Here is a 17042-nt window from a genome sequence, read left to right on the forward strand (position 1 = left end):
CCTCAGTCCCGGCTGGGGCCAAAACGCTCAGTCCGAATCGACTGCGGCGAGTGTCCCAGCGCGAGCATGATGTCCGCTGCGGTCTCCACGAAGCCGGTCGGCCCGCAAATGTACGTGGTGGCACCGAAGTCAACCGGCCACGCAGCGGTGTTCAATGTGGCGACGTCGATGCGCCGCGGGATGCCGGATCGCCCTTCCGGGAGCTCCCGCGTGTAGACGTAAGTGATGTCCAAGCCTGCGTAGGGTCGGCGGAGCTCCTCGGCGTAGTACAGCTCTGCGGGGGTACGCAGCGAATAGACCAGCCTGAATAGTGCCTTGCTGCCAGCTTCGCGACGAGCCCGAACCATCGACATCAGCGGGACGATGCCTGCGCCACCCGCCACGAGCAGCACCGGAGCCGACTCGGCGGGACGCCACACGAACCAACCGCCGATCGGGCCGCGGATTTCGACCGGGTCACCGACCGCGTAGGGGCCGGTGAGGTGTTCGGACACTTCGCCGTCGGCCACCCGTTGCACGGTCAGTTCGATCCGGTCTCCGTTCGCCGGTGCAGCAAGTGAGTAGCTGCGTTGTGCCGTGTAGCCGTCAGCTGCGGTGAGGCGAACGTCGACGTGCTGTCCCGCGAGATGGCCTGGCCACCCTGGGATATCGAAGACCAAGGTGCGCGCGGTCGGTGTCTCCTCCCGGATCTCGGCGAGCCGGGCGACGCGCCACGCTAGTCTCCCTGATACCGCTGTTCCCGCCATGGATCTCCGTAGTCGTGGTAGCCGGCAGCTTCCCAGAAGCCCGGATCGTCCTTCGTAGCGAGCCGCAGCTCGCGCACCCACTTCGCGGACTTCCAAAGGTAGAGGTGCGGCACCAACAGCCGAGCCGGGCCGCCGTGTTCCGGAGTGAGCGGCTTGTCGCCGTACTCGTAGGCGATCCAGGCTTGTCCGCCCAGGAGATCCGCGAGCGGAAGGTTTGTGGTGTAGCCGCCGTAGGAATGCGCCATAACGTAATCAGCGGCCGTATCGAGATCCCCGACGAGCGCGTCCACTGGGACGCCGCGCCAACGAGTGTCCAGTTTGGACCATTGGGTGACGCAGTGGATGTCAACAGTGATCTTCTCGCTCGGCAGCGCCATGAGTTCCGGCCACGACCATGAGCGACGTTCGCCGCTCTCGGTCACTACCGCGAACTCCCACCGCTCTGTGCTCACTCGAGGAGTCGGCCCGGCTGAGAGAACCGGGAAGTCTTCGGCGAGATACTGCCCTGGCGGCAGCCGCGGGTTGGCACCGCGGGCGCGTCCGGTGAAGCCTGGTGTGACGACTCCCATCGCGCTCCCTCCGGACATACCCGACGGCTCGGTTCCCAGAAGCGAGACTACCCGCGGACCTGCAGTCCGAGCGACGTGACGAGCACCGCCGCCTGCTCCGGGGACACGATCGCGCCGGTCAGCGACGAACGAGTCAGATCGAGTGACGACAGGTCGCTGCCCCGGAGTTCGGCGCGCGTGAGGTCGATGTCCTGCAGCTCTGCGCCGGACAGATCCACGTCGGTGAGCACTGCTCCCGAACACTTCGCCTTGGTGAGGTCCGCTTCGCGCATCCGCACCTGTTGGAACGTGACTCCACGCAGGTCGGCACCATTCAAGCCGACGAAAGACCAGTCTCCGCCGGTCACGCGCAACGGACGCAGGTCGCAGTCCTGGAATCGGCTGCCGACCAGCTTGCAGCCGGTGAACTCGGCATCGAACAGGTTGCATCCTTTGAACACGCAGCCCGTGAACGCAGAGTCGGTGTGGCGGGAGGCGTTGAACTGGACGTTTCCGAACACACAGTCCAGGAAGGAGACACCGCGGGTGACTGCCTCGGTCAGGTCGACCTGATGGAACTCACAGCGCAGGAACCGACGCGCGGTGAACTCCTCCGCGTACCAGTCTTCTCGCCGGTAAACGCGGTCTTCGACTGTCTCGATGCCGGACGGCTCGTGGTCGGGTTCGGACATTCGGCAAGCCTAGTTCGCCGCCCAGCGGATCGGGTGCCAGACGCGACGTCAAGCGGCTCGCTGTGACGGAATTCTGGCTGGTGGCGGCCAGGATCACCGAGGCCGGAGCAACTTCCGGGCTGCTGGCTGCTCCGATGGCTTGAGTGATCGGCCCCTTGCCGTCCGTTACGCGGCTCATGCCACAGCGAGGAGCGGTCTCCTCGGGACAGCCATACGATGGCCGAATGAGCGAAGGCCGATGGTTCGATGCCTGGGTGCCCTGGCCCGAACTGTCGGGGCTGGCAGCCGCGGGCCGGGCACTGCTGCCCGCAGTGCCCGCGACCCCGGCCGCGCTCGCCCGAACCGTCACCGAGCAACTGGTGGGTCGTCGCCTTACGACCACAGTGCAAGGCCACGAGGTGGGCCTGACTCTCACCGAACTCGACTATCCAGCGGACTCGCTTCGTCTCGCCACCGGTCGAGTGGGAGACGTCCGTATCGTCGCGGAAGATGTCGACTGGCCCGTTCCGAACAGCTCGGCGGACCCCGTTGCGCACGGCGCTGGCAGCCTTGCCGGCAATGCCCGCTCGTCTCGAACTGCAGCGGCCTCAGCAGCGTCGAACGCGCGTGGCGAAACGAAGGACCCGACCATCGCGGACGCGTCCGGCATGCCTGCTGCGACGGACACCCCCGTCGGCGAAACGCGCAAGACGGACGGCCCGCTGGATGCGGCTGGGCTTGCGCCTGGTCACCTCGCGCGGCCCGCCGACGGCCGAACTGACGCACGCCCATCCGGTCCACGAGAGAACACGGCATCGTCGAATTCTGTTCAGGCGCAAGGCGATCGCCGAATCGCGGAAGCCACACCAGGTGCCGCAGCATGGAAACCCACCTCGGGACCTGACGCAGGACACGCGGGACCGCACGAATCCGAGCGACCGACTTCTCGACGCAGCTCCGGACGGGCGTCCGCTGCTCGCGAAGCCAGTCCTGAAACGCGGCCCACTGCCGGACCGCCTGCGCAGCCAGACGTCGAACGCATTCCGTTGCGGCGCGTGACCGTGCTCGCCAAGGACGTGCGGCTTCGAGGATTGCCTTCGCCAGCGGCGATTCCCGGATCTGTCGAACTCGAGATAGAAGTGAGCGGAACCGTGGTGCGGGATCGGGTCGCCGCGGCACGTCCGGACCTGATCGCGACACCGCATCCGGACGGGTTCCGAGTGCGCTGGCGGAAACGTCCGCGCTGGGGATATTTGACTCTCGTCGCAGACATCGAAGACGAAGCAATAGTGCTGACCCCGACCTCGCTCTGCCTCGGACGGTGGACGAGGTGCCCGCCGAAGCGGATCCAGCCGATCGTGCTTCCCCTCCCGGATCTGCCGAAAGGCTTGCGCCTGACCGGAATCCGGCCTGGCGAAGATGAGCTCGCACTGACGATCGCAGCCGACGAATGGCCTGGACGGCTCGCCCGGATTCCGTTGCCGGACTTGCTGACCTGGCTGACGACAGCGGCAATGACACTGACACTTCCCGGATTCGGATCACGGTCCCTCCCCTGAACCGGCGGCGGCGCCCACCGGACCCCCTGCGGGTCCGAGCAATGGGCGCGGCGCTGCCGTGTTCCAGAGTGCTCGAACATGCGTTCCCAATCATCACCCGATCAGGGAAAGATCGAAAACCGTTGGCGCACAAGGGAAACTCGAAAACAGCCCGAAATCCTGTCGGTGCGGTCGGCTAACCTCGGAATCGAGCCGTCAGTTCGCTCCGAGGGGATACCGCCGATGACAACCACCGCAGAACTGCTCCGAAGAACCCGAAGATCCCAGCCTCATGCCGGGCATCCGCGGGCAACCGCGCGTTCAGAGCGACGCTTGCTCCTCCACGGGAAGGCAGACCTCGAACCGCGTGTCGCCCGGTTCCGACGTCACTTTGATGTCGCCCGAATGCCGTTCCACGACGATCCGCCACGAGATGTCCAGCCCGAGACCGGTGCCTTCGCCCACGCCTTTGGTCGTGAAGAACGGCTCGAAGATGCGCTGGCGCACCTCTTCCGGGATCCCCTGGCCGGTGTCGCCGATCTCGACGCGCACCTGTTTGCCGACCTGCCACGTGCGCAGGGTCAGCGTTCCCTCGCCGCCCATGGCGCCGACGGCGTTGTCGATGATGTTGGTCCACACCTGGTTCAGTTCGGCGGCGTAGGCAGGAACCCGGTCGATCGAGCAGTCGTATTCCTTGACCACGCGGATGCCCTCGCCGAGCTTGCCCGACATCATCACCAGCGTGGAGTTGAGTCCTTCGTGGACGTCGATGAACTGGTGCGGGGCGCGATCCATTTGCGAGTACTGCTTCGCCGCGCCCACGAGCGTGGACACCCGGCTGGTCGAGTCCTCGATCTCGCCCATCAGCATCTCGGTTTCGAGCGCGTACGCGAGCCAGCGGATCGCGCCGTCGAGCAGTCCTTCGCCCACCGACTCCAGCACGTGGTCGAGGTTCGTCGGCGTGAGTCCGGCAGCGACGAAGATGCTGGCGAGGTCCCAGCCCTGGTCGATGCCGTGGTCGTCGAACCAGTCGCCGATCTCGTCCTCGCGGTCGGCTTGCTGCATCGCGGAGAGCTTGGGTGCGTCGCCGACCTGCTTCACCAAGCGTTCCTGCACGTCGAGGAGCAACTCGAGCAGGTTCGGGTCGATGTCTTTCTTCGCCAGGATCGCGAGTTTGTGCCGCATGCCAGCGACTCGCTCGCGCAGCGCGGCCGTGGCCCGCACCGCAGCTGCGGCCGGGTTGTTGAGTTCGTGCATGAGCCCCGCGGACAACTCGCCGAGGGCGACGAGCCTGCGGCGCGACGACACCAGCGCGTCGGTGTTGCGCCAGCCGAGGTACATGCCCTCCAGCAAGTGCGCCGCCATCGGGAACCATTGCCGGAATTCGACGGCGAACTCCGCGGCGGGAAGCGTGAGGAACGTCAGGTCGCTGACGGCGTAGATCGTCGCGCCGTAGGTGGCTTCGCTGTCCTGGTAGGCCAAGAATTGCGTTGCGCCGCAGTAGGAACCGCGTTGATCGGACCGCTTCATCTCGACCTCTGCGCCGGCCACCACGCGGGTCATCCGCAACGCTCCGTTGAGCAGGACGTAGAAGCACGTCGCCGGGTCGCCTTCGCGGATCACCACGGAGTCGGCCTTGAACTCCTCGCGCACCGCGTTCTGCTCGATCCAGTCGAGCTGCGTGTCGGAGAGATGTTCGAACAAGAACAGTCCGCGCAGTTCCTCGCGCGACAAGGCGGGCTGAGTCACTGTTCCTCCAAGTAACGGTGGACCAGGGTCACGGCCATGGCGCCCTCGCCGACGGCGGACGCGACGCGTTTCACCGACTGCGAGCGCACGTCTCCGGCCACGAACACGCCGGGCACTGACGACTCCAGGTAATGCGGGTCGCGGTCCAGGCTCCATCCCGGCGGCCTGCGTCCGTCCTCCACGAGGTCTGGGCCGGTCCGGACGAATCCGTGGGCGTCCCGGAGGACGCTCTTTCCCAGCCACTCCGTGCGCGGAGCGGCTCCGATGAAGATGAAGAGGTGTTCCGTGTCCAGTTTCTCGGTCACGCCGTCTTTGCAGACCGTGATGGACTCGAGGTGATCGTCCCCATGCGCCTTGACCACCGTGGTGTGCATGCGAACGTGGATGTTCTCGATGGCAGCGATCTGCTCGATGAGGTAGTGCGACATCGACGACTCCAGCGACGCGCCGCGCACCAGCAGCGTCACGTCGGCGGCGTGCTGGGCGAAAAACACAGCCGCCTGACCGGCGGAGTTCGCGCCGCCGACGATGTACACGTGATCGTTCGAGCACTCAGGTGCTTCCGTCGCGGCAGAGCCGTAGTAAACGCCCCGGCCGGTCAACTCCGCGATTCCCTCGGCTTCCAGCGCTCGGTAGTTGACGCCGCTGGAAAGGATCACGGAGTGCGCAGCGATCTCGGATCCGTCGCCGAAGGTCACGACCCGGCTCGAGCCGCGCGCTTCCAGACCCACGACATCGCGAGCCGTAAGCACTTCGGCACCGAACTTCTGCGCCTGGCGCCGGGCTCGGTCCGTGAGCTGCGCGCCCGACACTCCGTCCGGGAAGCCAAGGTAGTTCTCGATCCTGGAGCTGGTTCCGGCCTGGCCGCCGGTGGCCTTGCGCTCGACCAGCACGGTCCGCAGTCCTTCGGAAGCGCCGTAAACGGCGGCGCCGAGTCCGGCCGGACCGCCGCCGATCACCACCAGGTCGTAGAAGTCCTGCGCGGGCTGCGTAGAAAGGCCCACCGCATCGGCGATCTCGCTTCCCGATGGCTGTTTCAGCACCGTGCCGTCCGGCGTCACCACGACCGGGATGTCGGTCTCGCACGCGCCGGCGGCTTGGAGGATGCGGCCGGCTTCTTCGTCGTCGACCGAGTACCAGCGGTACGGGACGGCGTTGCGAGCCAGGAAGTCGCGCATCCGGAACGACGGCGCCGAGTACCGGTGCCCGATCAGCTTCGTCTCTTCCACCGGACGATCGCCGACCGCGAGCCAGGTCTCGACGAGCGAGTCGATGACCGGGTACAGCTTCTCTTCGGGCGGGTCCCAGGGCTTGAGCAGGTAGTGGTCGACGTCGACCACGTTGATCGCCTGGATCGCGGCGTCGGTGTCGGCGTAGGCCGTCAGCAGTGCGCGCCGGGCGTTCGGGAAGAGGTCCATCGCCTTCTCCAGGAAGACGATGCCGTCCATGTGCGGCATGCGGTAGTCGGCGAGGATCGCCGCGACGGCGTCGCCGCGCAGCTTGATCTCGCGAAGTGCGTCGAGGGCGTCGGCGCCCGAGTCGGCACGGATGACGCGGTAGTCCTTGCCGTAGCGGCGACGCAGGTCGCGCGCCACCGACCGCGAAACGGCGGGGTCGTCGTCGACGGTCATCAGGATCGGCTGGCTCACACGGCACAGCCTACGGTGTCCCGTCGGCTGTCGTGGCAAACGACAGAACCAGGGACCGGTGCCCGTCGCGGCCGCCACCGCGGCGGGCACCGGTTGTTCAGGTGGCGGCTATGGATAGCGCACCAAGTTCACCGGCTTCGTCCCCGACGGGGTGGCCGCACCGAGGTCGTTGATCACGTGGGTGATCGTTCCCTGGTGGTTGAGCGAAACCGTCACCATGCCGTGGAGCTGCACGTCAGGGGCGACAGGAGCGGCGAAGGCGTGCGAGCAGGACACCGAGGGGTTCGTGTTGAAGAAGCAGTAGCTGCCGAGACCCCAGGCTTCGTGGCTGGTCACGTCCGGGGCGACCTGATACGCGGCGTAGCCCGCGCTCTCGCCGTTCATCCAGGCTGCCTGATCGGGGACGTCGTAGGGCATCTCGTTCTGGAAGAAGTAGGTGCGCCCGCCGTTTCCGTTCCAGGTCACCTGCGTCTTCTGGAAGTGCTCGACGAACAGCCCGTAGACGGTCACGCCGTTTCCGTTCACGACCAGGCCGGTGTCGGCGGTATTGGAGTTCCAGCCGACGTGGCTGTCGTCGGCGCCGTGGTCGGCTCGCCAAAGCCAGAGGTGGTCGCCGATCACGTCGTTGCTGTTGATGACGAGGCTGGTGTGCGCTTTGCCCGCGGCAGCGCCGCCGACGCGGAAGAACACGTCGTGCAGCGAGGTCGGGTTCCCCGAATGGTCCGCGTTCGACTCGGGATCGCCGACCTGCATGAGCGTGGCCGACGAGGTCGTTCCGGCGTCGATCAGCAGGCCGGCGATCTTCACTCCGTCCACGTCGTCGACGTTGATCGCGGTGATCCCGCCGTCCGGGATCAAGGTCGCGATGCCAAGGCCGAGGACGACGGTGTCCGGGCGAGTCACGTGAAGAGGCTGATCAAGGTGGTACACGCCTGGGGTGATCAGCAGGTTCTTGCCCGCCGTCAGTGCCTCGTTCATCTCGGACGCGGTAGTGCCCGGCTTCGTGATGAAGAACTGGTCGATCGGCAGCGAAACGCCTGGTGCGCTGTCGTGTTCCCAGGTGACGCCGGAGGTGTTGTTTCGCAGGGCGGGCACGAACACCCGGTAGTGACCGGACTCGTTGACCTGGAGGCACGGCTTCTCGCGGACGATCGGGGCTTGGTCGATCGTCGTGTACGGCGGGTCCGGGAAGGCGCCGGCGGGAGCGCCGTCCACGCCGACGAACACCATGTTCCAAGTGGACCCGGTCCAGCCGCCGAAGTGCGAATCGCGCGAGATCCATTGCTGCTGCGACCCGGAACGGACCCGGCCGTCGATCTTCGTGTCCGAGATCCAGCCCCCGCTCGACCAGCCGCCGCCGTCGTCGAGGCGGAGGTCGCCGCGGACGTGCATGCGCCGGTACGGGCTCGCCTGCGATACGGCCCATTGGTCCGCGCCCCCGACGGGGTTCACGGACAGGTTTTCCGCGCCGCGCCAGAAGTTCTGGGTCGCGTTGTTCGGGGGAAACCAGTCCGCGTCCACGTGCACCGCACCGTTGATCGTCACGGCGTCGGGCGTGCTGCCTAGTCCGAGGATTTGCGTGTAGAAGCCGACGTTCACGTCGTTGGAGTACGTGCCAGGTTTGAACAGCACGGCGTAGCGCTGACTGCCGAACTGGTTCTTCTCCTGCTCCGCGAAGATCGCGTCGAGCTTGCGCTGGATGCTCGCGCTCGGCATCGACGGATCGAAAACGACGACGTTCGGCCCCAGGTCCACTTGTCCCGGCGGCGGAGAAGTAGTGCCACCCACGGAGATCAGTGTGAACGACCGGTTGGCGGCGTCATTACGGCCGTGCTGCTGCGGCTTCTCGTGACTGGCAGCCAGTCCGGCCGGGTGCGGTTCACGGTCTTGGCCGGAGGGAAGATCGACAACTGCAGCAGTCGGATGCGCTGGCCATTGCGGGTCGGGCTCGGTGGACGGCAGTCGCGGCGGGGCTGCGGTGTCGTGGGTTTCCGAGGTGTTCTCGTGTTCCAACGCGGGGTGCCAGGAGGGGTAGGTGGACGTCTCTGCATCGCCCTTGCGGGTGAGGTGGAAGTGCCAATCGTGCGCGTTTGTTCCGGTTCCGGTGTACGGGCGGGCCAGCGGGACGGGCGGACGAGCAGCGGTTCGCCGGGCGTTCGCGGTCCCTGTTTGGGCGGGCCACGCACCAGCGTTGGTCTCGAGGGGATGGCGGGACGGCGTTCCGCTGTTCCGGCCGCAGGGGTAGTCCGCCGGACTCGGAGGGGTCGGCGCTAGCGCGGCCACTTTCCGTGATTCGGGGTTCATCGTCACCTCCCTTGCCGAGACGGGACCGCTGGGCGACCTCGGCCGGAGGTGGGGTTCGCCTCGTGGCGAGGGTCGGCTCGACGTCGCGACTGCGGAGGAATGTAATCGCGGGCACACTGACACTCAACGCAAACCTGAATAAAAGTCAGATAGGGCAGGCGACCTGCACTAATGCGCTCGGCACAGGTCGCAGGGAGGCGGGTTTGGGCAGCTTGGCACGCCGTTCCGGCGTGGCTGCGGCGCGTAACCGACCCCCTGACGAAGGGACCGAAGGCGGGGTGTACTGTATGTCCATACGAGATGCGGAGTTCACCTCTGCTTCGGGGCTATGGCGCAGCTGGTAGCGCACCTCACTGGCAGTGAGGGGGTCAGGGGTTCGAGTCCCCTTAGCTCCACCACGACGAAACACCGCCCGCCGGATGCAAAATCCAGGCAGGGCGGTTTTTTCGCATAGATGGATCTTGAGTTTGAGGCACCACACTTCAGCTGCCGTTCAGTAGCTGAGCAATCCTGGGAGCAGTCCCGGCCCCGTTTCGGTTCAGGCGCACGCAAGGCTCCAGAGCATCTCGCCCAACGGGTGATTATCGGAGGTCCCTTCCGAATGCGGGTGAGCAAGGCCGCCGCACCACAGTTCATGCCGATACGTGCTGAGCCAAAACCACGAGGCCGAAACAAACAACCACGGTTGCTAGCCACCGTGAGCACGCCGCTGCCGCCGACTGGCTCGCCGCCTGCGCGCCGGCACGCTCCGCGTGCGAGAAGCTGACGGCTGGCACCGACGCGCTGGCCGCTGTTCTCGGCGAACTCAGGTTGCAAGCATTCGGTGGTGGTCGCAGAAATGGCGTCTTCGCATGGACTGCGGCCCCACGCCCATCGGCGTCACGCTCTGCGGGGTTGAACGCGATCTTCGACGCCGCCGCGGCATGCCGGGGACGGGGACGGCCCCTGCCTGTGCTGCCCCGGCTCGGCGGACCTCCATTCGGCGTGGTCGCCGCGGACCCGGCCCTCGGGCCGACACGTCGGCCCGAGGAGCCCTGGCCGTCACTTGTCTGACAGACCTGTGCGAGACCTTCCACCTCCTGATCGCCAACCGGCATCGAGCCAGCCGAAGCTGGGCTCGGCCGTCCGGAGCTCGGGGCTGGCTTCCCTCGCAAGGCGGCATCGAGGCAGCCTTCCGTGCGCAGGTCGAGCAGACTGACCCGGCGACCGAACCGGTTCGCATTCCAGCCGAACGCTCGGCGTTGTCGTCGCCGTTCTGGCCGCCGAACAATTCGGAGTCCAGGACATCATCGGCCCGCGCGCCAGCCGCCCATTGCTCAGAGACTGGATCCGCGACGCCTGCCGGTAGCTGTCCGCCAAGCTCGGGAGGGCCTCATTCGGCACCCAGCCGTCAACGAGGTACCGATGCGGCCGGGTCAGTCCCGCGTGGTCGTGGTCCTCTTGCGCAAGGGGCCTGACACCGAACCGGAATGAACATGGCGGAGCTGGCATGGGTATCCGGCATCCCGGTCAGGGTGCACCGCCGCTCTTGCTGTTTCCGCAGGGCTGGCCTACGCACCCGGCATTTTCTCGATCCGCCCCGGTCACCGTGCAGCGGATCCGAGTACGCACGGAGTGCACGGCAACCAAAACCCAGCCTGCCGAGGATCGGATGACAGGACAAGCCACCTGCAGCGCGCCGGGGCGGAATTGGCAGCGACGTTCCAGGCCGACGTCGTTGCGCGCCTGCGCTCCCGGCCGGAAGGCGGGCTATTGTTCCCGTTCCAGGCCCTCTGCGATCTCCTCGGCTTGAGACGAGTCCAGGTATTCGAGGGTGACGCTTTCGAGCACGCCGTCGGGCAGCGCGAATTCTCCTTGGTACGCCGTCGATACCTGGCTTCCCTTGTCGCGGCCGACGTCCAGCCCGTAGCAGGAGAGGCGGCCTGCGGCGACCGGAATCAGCGCTTCGCCGACCGTCTCGGAGCCGAGGAACAGCTCCACTTTCGCGGTGCGATCCGGTTTCCGGGAGAGGGTGAACCCTAATTGCCGGGGCGCTTCCGCGATCGGTCCGGACCGGCAGGTGATCCGCTCGTCGAGAAGCAGGTGTTCGAACACCAGCTCCTGGCGAAGCAGGTAGAGCACGTACCCTCCGTACGAACCGCCGCTCGCGAGGATGACGCCTTCCGCGGGCCAGGCGTCTGGCCGGATTCGTGCGTCGACTCGCATGGACCGGTCGGTGCCGGTGATCCGGCTGGCGAGGGGAACGTGACTCTGCCCGGGACGCAGCACCAGACGCCGCAGCGCCATCAGCCCCTGCGGTGCCCGCAGGCCGAGCAACGTGACGAGGGGCCGGTCGTCGAGCGGAAAAACGTCGTTGGCTTCTGCTTCCCGTTCCCATAATCGCCGCAGTTCATTCACAAGCTCGGGACGATGGGCGGCGATGTCGTGGCACTCGGAAAAATCAGCGGCGGTGTCGTAGAGCCGCCAGGTATCGGCGTCGAACGAGGCGCCAGGAGTGTGGATGGTGACGGCTTTCCAGCCGCGGTGCCAGATGGCGCGGTGGCCGAGCATTTCGAAGTACTGCGTGTCCCGCGCGGACGGGGCGTCCGGGTCGGCAAAGGTTTTTGCGATGCTGCGCCCGTCGACTGGACCGCTCGGTTCGAGGCAGGCGAGTTCGAGCAACGTGGGCATGATGTCGATCGCGTGGACGAACTGCGTCCGCGTCTGCCCGCCCCCGTCGATGCCGGCCGGCCAATGCACGACCAGCGGCGACCGGATGCCGCCGAGGTCGACGAATTGCTTGTACCGGCGGAACGGGGTGTTGCCGGCGCTCGCCCATCCCTGCGGATAGTGCGCTGGGCCGTCCGGTCCGCCGATCCGGTCCAGCCGGGCGAGTTCCTGGTCGAGAGTTTGTTCTACCCGCCCGTAAGCCGAGTTGAGGTCCGCGGTTCCGGCGGCACCGCCCTCGGGGCTCGCGCCGTTGTCGGACAGCACCAGCACGATCGTGTCGTCCAGGATGCCCCAGTCGCGCAGCGCGTCGAGCACCCGGCCCACCTGTGCGTCGGCGTGTTCGAGGAAGCCGGCGAACGCGGCTTGCAGGCGGACTGCGAGCCGCTGTTGTTCGGCGCTGAGGGTGTCCCACGCCGGCACGCCCGGATTGCGTTCGGTCAGCTCGGTCTCCGGCGGCACCAGGCCGGATTTCCGTTGCCGGCGCAGCCGGTCCTCGCGCGTGCGGTCCCAGCCTTTCTCGAAGACGCCGAGGTAGCGCTCCAGATAGGGGCGCGGGACCTGGAACGGGGCGTGGGTCGCGCCGAGAGCCAGCTGCAGGAAGAACGGGCTGCCCGGCCGGAACGCGAGGTGGTCGCGGACGAACCCGATCGCCCGGTCCGCGAGATCCGCCGACAGGTGGTAGTCCGCGCCGCCCGGCGGGTCGACCGGATGGTTGTCCTCGTACAGCTCGGGAACGTACTGGTCGGTGCAGCCGTCCAGGAAACCGTAGAAGCGGTCGAAGCCCTTGGCCAGCGGCCAGTTGCCGAACGGTCCGGCCGGGCTGATCTCCGGCAGGGGCGCGAGATGCCATTTGCCGGCCAAGTAGGTGCCGTATCCGTCCCTGCGCAGCCGGGACGGCAGCAGCTCGATGCCGGGGTGGACGCGACCCCGGGAATTCGGGAACCCGGTGTCGGCGCTCGGCAGGAACCGCATCCCGGCAGCGTGATGGTTGCGGCCGGTCAGCAAGCTCGCGCGGGTCGGCGCGCACAGCGGCGTGACATGGAAGTTCGTGTAGCGCAGACCACCCGCGGCGAGCCGGTCGATCGCGGGCGTGGAGATCTCGGAGCCGAAACACCCGAAGTCCGACCATCCCGTGTCGTCCAGCACCACCAGGACCACGTTGGGCGCACCCGGGCGGCTCGGCGGCTCCGGCCAGTACGACGACGACTCGGCGACGGTGCGCCCGATCCGTCCTTGCCACGCCGGGTCCGTTCCGTACCCGGGCACACCGGTCAGTTCCGCCACCGTTCCTCCTCGCCGTCGTTTCCGCGCCACCGTCTCGCCCAGCCGGGCTTGACTATCCGTGACCGCCGTCTCAGTATGAACCAGCTACTGACAGACGTCTAGACGTCCATTGTCGAAGGAGTCCGGATGGACCGCCTCATTGCTCGTGGTCACGGCAGGCTCGTCGTGGCCAGCGTCATCGGGAACACGATCGAGTTCTACGAGTTCAACACCTTCGGGACGATGACCGCGCTGGTGTTCGCGCACCTCTTCTTCCCTGCTGCCAGCCCCGTGGCAGGCACTCTGCTGGCATTCGGCACGTTCGCGGTCGGGTTCGTGTCCCGGCCGCTCGGCGGCGCGCTCTTCGGATATCTCGGCGACCGGTTCGGACGGAAACCGGTCATGATCTGGACGCTGATGGTGATGGGCGGCGCGACCGTCCTGATGGGAGCGATTCCGACGTACGACAGCATCGGCATCGCGGCTCCGGTTCTGCTGACCGTGCTGCGGTTCGTCCAGGGCTTCGGGATCGGCGGGGAGTGGGGAGCCGCGGTCACGCTGGTCACCGAGCACGCGCCGGCGAAGCGCCGCGGGCTCTACGGCAGTCTCGTGCAAACCGGCAGCGGTTTCGGCCTGGTGCTCTCCTCGCTGACGATCACAGTGTTGCTCGCCGTGCTGACGACCGACCAGCTGCTCGCCTGGGGCTGGCGCATCCCGTTCCTGATCAGTGTCGGCCTGATCGGGGTCGGCTTGTGGGCACGGCTGCGGATCGCCGAATCGCCGGAGTTCGAGCGGATCAAGGCAACCGGAACGCGCCCGCGCTCGCCGCTGTGGGAAACGGTGCGGCACCACCCGGCGACCGTGCTGTTGTCGATCGGGATCTACACCTCGGTCGCGGCGTTCGGGTTCCTGATGGTCTTCGTGACCTCCTACGCCGTTTCCCCGCTCGGCTTCTCCCGGTCGATGGTCATCGACGCCCTGCTCGTGGGCAATATCGTGAACCTGCTCGCGGCACCGCTCGGAGGACTGCTCTCCGACCGGATCGGGCGGCGCCGTTCCTTCGTCATCGTCGCGCTGTGCCGTGTGCCGTTGGCGTTCGTGTTCTTCGCGGTGCTGGAAGCACGGACCGCCGGTGCGCTGTTCCTCGCTCTGATCCTGGTGAATCTGTTCAACGGCCTGGCTTACGGCATCCAAGCGACACTGTTCACAGAGCTGTTCCCGGCGCGCGTCCGATACACCGGGATCTCGCTCGGCTTCCAGGCCGCGACCGTCCTCGGGGGCGGGCTCATGCCGACGATCGCGACGCTGCTGTTGTCCGCGAACGGCGGCCAGCCTTGGGGAATCGCCGCGTACATCGCCGCACTGTGCGTCGTCACGGTGATCTGCGTCGGGCTTGTGCGGACCCGCGGATTCGCCGGCTCCTCAGGCGCGGCGGAAACCGATCCGGCGGTGACGGAAAAGCAAGGGTCCTGAGAAGGAGAGGGGGAAGGCCGTTCGGTGTTCCCCCTCTCCCTCTCAGGTGCCGGTCGTGCGCACCAGCATGAAAGTGAAGACGTCGGACCGGTAGTACCCGGATGTGGAAACGACTATCTCCCCGGTGTCCGCGTGGCTGGCCTGGCGGGCATGCAGAACCGGCGCTCCGTCGGCGAGGCGGAGCAGCCGCGCGACGCCCGGGTCGGCCGCGACCGCGTCGAGCCGAGCCTCGTCCCGCACCACGCGAAGCCCGATGCGCTGCATCAGGCTCGGCAGGTCCGCGTCGAGGTCGGTGAGCCGGTCGGCCGGGAAGTCGACGCCGTTGAGGCGAAGCGGAATGTGATCCCGCAGGACGATGGCGGGCACGCCGTCGATGGTCAAGCACCGTTCGACGCGCCAGATCGGGTCGCCGGAGTGAAGACCCAGCTCGCGCGCCGCTTCGTCCGCACCGTCGATCCGGTCCACCTTGGCGTGCGAAAGCGCCGGGGTGTGGCCGGCGGCCTCGATCTTGTGCGGCAGGGACCCGACGTCGGCGATGTCGACGTAAATGTTCGTCACCGCACCGCCGAGCGGCGCGGAAGTATCGCGCACAAACGTGCCGACACCCCAGCGACGCGTCACCAGTCCTTCGACCCAGAGCTGGCCGAGCGCCTCGCGCACCGTGACGCGGCTGACGCCGAGGCGGCGGGCGAACTCGGCCTCCGAGGGAAGCTGGTCGCCCGCCTGCAGCTCGTCGGCGATGAACTGCCGGATCGCCTGTGCGGCCGTCGCGGCGCGCTTCGGGGGCTTAATCACCCGGCCACCCTAAAGCCCACCGGCCCGCACCGGCTCACCATGTCCCGATCCCGAACAGCCCGCGCGGACTGTTCGGATAGCCCTCCAGCGCAATCCGTTCGAACAACCGATCACGCAGATCCCGCTGGATCCACTCGGATTCCGGCTTGCCGGCAAGGTTGTGCTGTTCGTCGGGATCGCGTTCCAGATCGAACAGCTGCTCGCCGCCGCCGGCCAGAAAGCTCGTGTAGCGATAGCGCGCGGTGCGCAACGTCCGTGCCCAGTTTCCCGGTGTCGCCGACCAGTGGTTGTTGTTGCTCTGGACGTAAACCGCGTCGCGCGGTTCCGACTCCGAAGACGAGGCGAACAGCGACCGTCCGGCGAACCGGGGCAGGGTGTCCGGTTCGTACGGCCGCCCGAGATCGGGCTTCGGCAGCACGGGCTGGGGCAGTCCGGCCAAGTCGAACACGGTCGGAGCGAGATCGCACAGGTCGACCAGATCGGTGCGGACGCCCGGTTCGACCCCGGGACCGCACACTATCAGCGGAACCCGGATGCACGGGTCGTAATGGCGCTCCCATTTCCCGAGAAGACCGTGATCGTGCAGCAATTCGCCGTGATCCGAGGTGAAAATAACGTGCGTGCGGGCGAGCCTGCCGGTCTCGGCCAGGCAGTCCAGCAGCACGCCGAGCTCGTGATCGAGGTGGGCGAGGTCGGCGAAGTACAGCTTCCGGTCGCGTTTCCAGTCCGCGATGTCGTAACTCGGCCGGGCATACCGCTCCTGTGCGAAATACGGGACGCGCGCGTCGTCCTGCCATTCCGCCCCGACCGGTTCGGGGATCAACGCGTCGCAGACCAGCGGCACGTATTCCTGCGGCGGAGTGAAAGGGTTGTGCGGCTGCACGTAGCTGACCTGCGCGAACAGCGGCGTGTCGACGGGGGTTTCGCGGATGAAGTCGCACGCTCGGCCGGTGATCCAGGCCGTCTGGGACACTTCGGCGGGAAAAGGCAGCGGGTACGCCTCGCCCGCCGTCTGCGGGTAGTACTCCCTGGCGCGGCGGATTTCCTCGGCAAGGTCGATGTGCTCGGGCCCGTAGTCGGCCAGCTCCGGGATCATCGTCATCCACACCGTCGCCTGCGCGGCACGGTAGTGCTCAGGATGGACCCGCCGCACCCAGTCCAGCCACTCCCCGGCACGCGGGTCCTCGCTGATCCGCGTGACCTCGAAGCCGTAGGGCCGGTAGTCGGGGCGCACGCCCGCCAGCTGCGGCTGGAAATGCAGCTTGCCGAACGCGCCGGTCCGCCAGCCTGCCCCCTGGAGGGCGTGCATGAAAGTCGGCACGTCAGGACTGAGGCGGTAACCGCATTCGGTGACACCGTGCCCCTGGCTGCTCAGGCCGGTCGCGATGCTCGCCCGCGCGGGGCTGCAGACCGGGTTGGGGGTGAAGGCATTGGCGAACCGGACCCCGCTCTCGGCCAGCCTGCGCAGATTCGGCACGGCGACGACCCCTTCGAACGCCCGCTCCAGCCAGCGAGCGGCAAGCTGATCCACCATCACGAGCACTATGTCCGGTCGCACCGTTCCACCCTTCGCAAGACGTCTAGACGTCCTTCCTAT

11 protein-coding genes and 1 tRNA gene are annotated in these 17042 nt (G+C 67.2%); 3 read left to right on the plus strand and 9 right to left on the minus strand.

The window, feature by feature from the left end:
- Nucleotides 1-2 precede the first annotated feature (2 nt).
- The 3 genes from DMP23_RS26330 to DMP23_RS26340 are packed head-to-tail and all read right to left on the minus strand — an operon-like array spanning nt 3 to nt 1986.
- Complete coding sequence (locus DMP23_RS26330) at nt 3-746, minus strand: ferredoxin reductase (protein WP_337822836.1); 744 nt, start codon at nt 744-746, stop codon at nt 3-5.
- A complete protein-coding gene (locus tag DMP23_RS26335) occupies nt 716-1315 on the minus strand; it encodes a sulfite oxidase-like oxidoreductase (RefSeq protein ID WP_337822837.1) in 600 nt (199 codons plus the stop codon). Before DMP23_RS26335 ends, DMP23_RS26330 begins: the two co-directional genes overlap by 31 nt.
- 47 nt (nt 1316-1362) lie before the next feature.
- A complete protein-coding gene (locus DMP23_RS26340) occupies nt 1363-1986 on the minus strand; it encodes a pentapeptide repeat-containing protein (protein ID WP_337822838.1) in 624 nt (207 codons plus the stop codon).
- Nucleotides 1987-3020: 1034 nt separating this feature from the next.
- Between DMP23_RS26340 and DMP23_RS26345 the strand changes: the two genes are divergently transcribed.
- A complete protein-coding gene (locus DMP23_RS26345; RefSeq protein WP_337822839.1) occupies nt 3021-3524 on the plus strand; it encodes a DUF2993 domain-containing protein in 504 nt (167 codons plus the stop codon).
- A gap of 300 nt (nt 3525-3824) precedes the next feature.
- On the opposite strand, the gene DMP23_RS26350 is transcribed toward DMP23_RS26345, so the two are convergent.
- The 3 genes from DMP23_RS26350 to DMP23_RS26360 form a co-directional block, all read right to left on the minus strand.
- The gene (locus DMP23_RS26350; protein WP_337822840.1) at nt 3825-5252 is read right to left on the minus strand and encodes an ATP-binding protein; all 1428 of its coding nucleotides are present in this window, start codon (nt 5250-5252) and stop codon (nt 3825-3827) included.
- On the minus strand, nt 5249-6901 hold the full coding sequence (locus DMP23_RS26355) for an FAD-dependent oxidoreductase (protein ID WP_337822841.1): 1653 nt from the start codon (nt 6899-6901) through the stop codon (nt 5249-5251). The genes DMP23_RS26350 and DMP23_RS26355 overlap by 4 nt, the downstream gene beginning before the upstream one ends.
- A gap of 108 nt (nt 6902-7009) precedes the next feature.
- Nucleotides 7010-8617, minus strand: coding sequence for a coagulation factor 5/8 type domain-containing protein (locus DMP23_RS26360; RefSeq protein ID WP_337824451.1), 1608 nt, complete (start codon nt 8615-8617; stop codon nt 7010-7012).
- A 910-nt stretch (nt 8618-9527) separates the two neighbouring features.
- Between DMP23_RS26360 and DMP23_RS26365 the strand changes: the two genes are divergently transcribed.
- Nucleotides 9528-9603 (plus strand) — tRNA-Ala (locus DMP23_RS26365).
- A 1351-nt stretch (nt 9604-10954) separates the two neighbouring features.
- On the opposite strand, the gene DMP23_RS26370 is transcribed toward DMP23_RS26365, so the two are convergent.
- Entirely contained in the window at nt 10955-13198 is a 2244-nt protein-coding gene (locus DMP23_RS26370; protein ID WP_337822842.1) for an arylsulfatase, read from the minus strand.
- 126 nt (nt 13199-13324) lie between these two features.
- Here DMP23_RS26370 and DMP23_RS26375 point away from each other — a divergent pair, with 126 nt between their 5' ends.
- Nucleotides 13325-14650, plus strand: coding sequence for an MFS transporter (locus DMP23_RS26375; RefSeq protein WP_337822843.1), 1326 nt, complete (start codon nt 13325-13327; stop codon nt 14648-14650).
- Between the two features lie 42 nt (nt 14651-14692).
- On the opposite strand, the gene DMP23_RS26380 is transcribed toward DMP23_RS26375, so the two are convergent.
- Together DMP23_RS26380 and DMP23_RS26385 are read right to left on the minus strand one after the other, a co-directional pair.
- Nucleotides 14693-15445: a GntR family transcriptional regulator gene (locus tag DMP23_RS26380; RefSeq protein ID WP_337822844.1), complete on the minus strand. Its 753-nt coding sequence runs from the start codon at nt 15443-15445 to the stop codon at nt 14693-14695.
- A gap of 34 nt (nt 15446-15479) precedes the next feature.
- Nucleotides 15480-17003, minus strand: coding sequence for a sulfatase family protein (locus DMP23_RS26385; RefSeq protein ID WP_337822845.1), 1524 nt, complete (start codon nt 17001-17003; stop codon nt 15480-15482).
- Nucleotides 17004-17042: the final 39 nt, after the last annotated feature.

The organism is Amycolatopsis sp. A1MSW2902, assembly GCF_017312175.1.
Taxonomy (GTDB): domain Bacteria; phylum Actinomycetota; class Actinomycetes; order Mycobacteriales; family Pseudonocardiaceae; genus Amycolatopsis; species Amycolatopsis nivea.

Excerpts from the sequence above, each read along its gene's own strand:
- DMP23_RS26360 (WP_337824451.1), bottom strand. The coding sequence starts at position 8,617 with ATGCCGAGCGCGAGCATCCAGCGCAAGCTCGACGCGATCTTCGCGGAG.
- DMP23_RS26330 (WP_337822836.1), bottom strand. The coding sequence starts at position 746 with ATGGCGGGAACAGCGGTATCAGGGAGACTAGCGTGGCGCGTCGCCCGG.
- DMP23_RS26335 (WP_337822837.1), bottom strand. The coding sequence starts at position 1,315 with ATGGGAGTCGTCACACCAGGCTTCACCGGACGCGCCCGCGGTGCCAAC.
- DMP23_RS26375 (WP_337822843.1), top strand. The coding sequence starts at position 13,325 with ATGGACCGCCTCATTGCTCGTGGTCACGGCAGGCTCGTCGTGGCCAGC.
- DMP23_RS26340 (WP_337822838.1), bottom strand. The coding sequence starts at position 1,986 with ATGTCCGAACCCGACCACGAGCCGTCCGGCATCGAGACAGTCGAAGAC.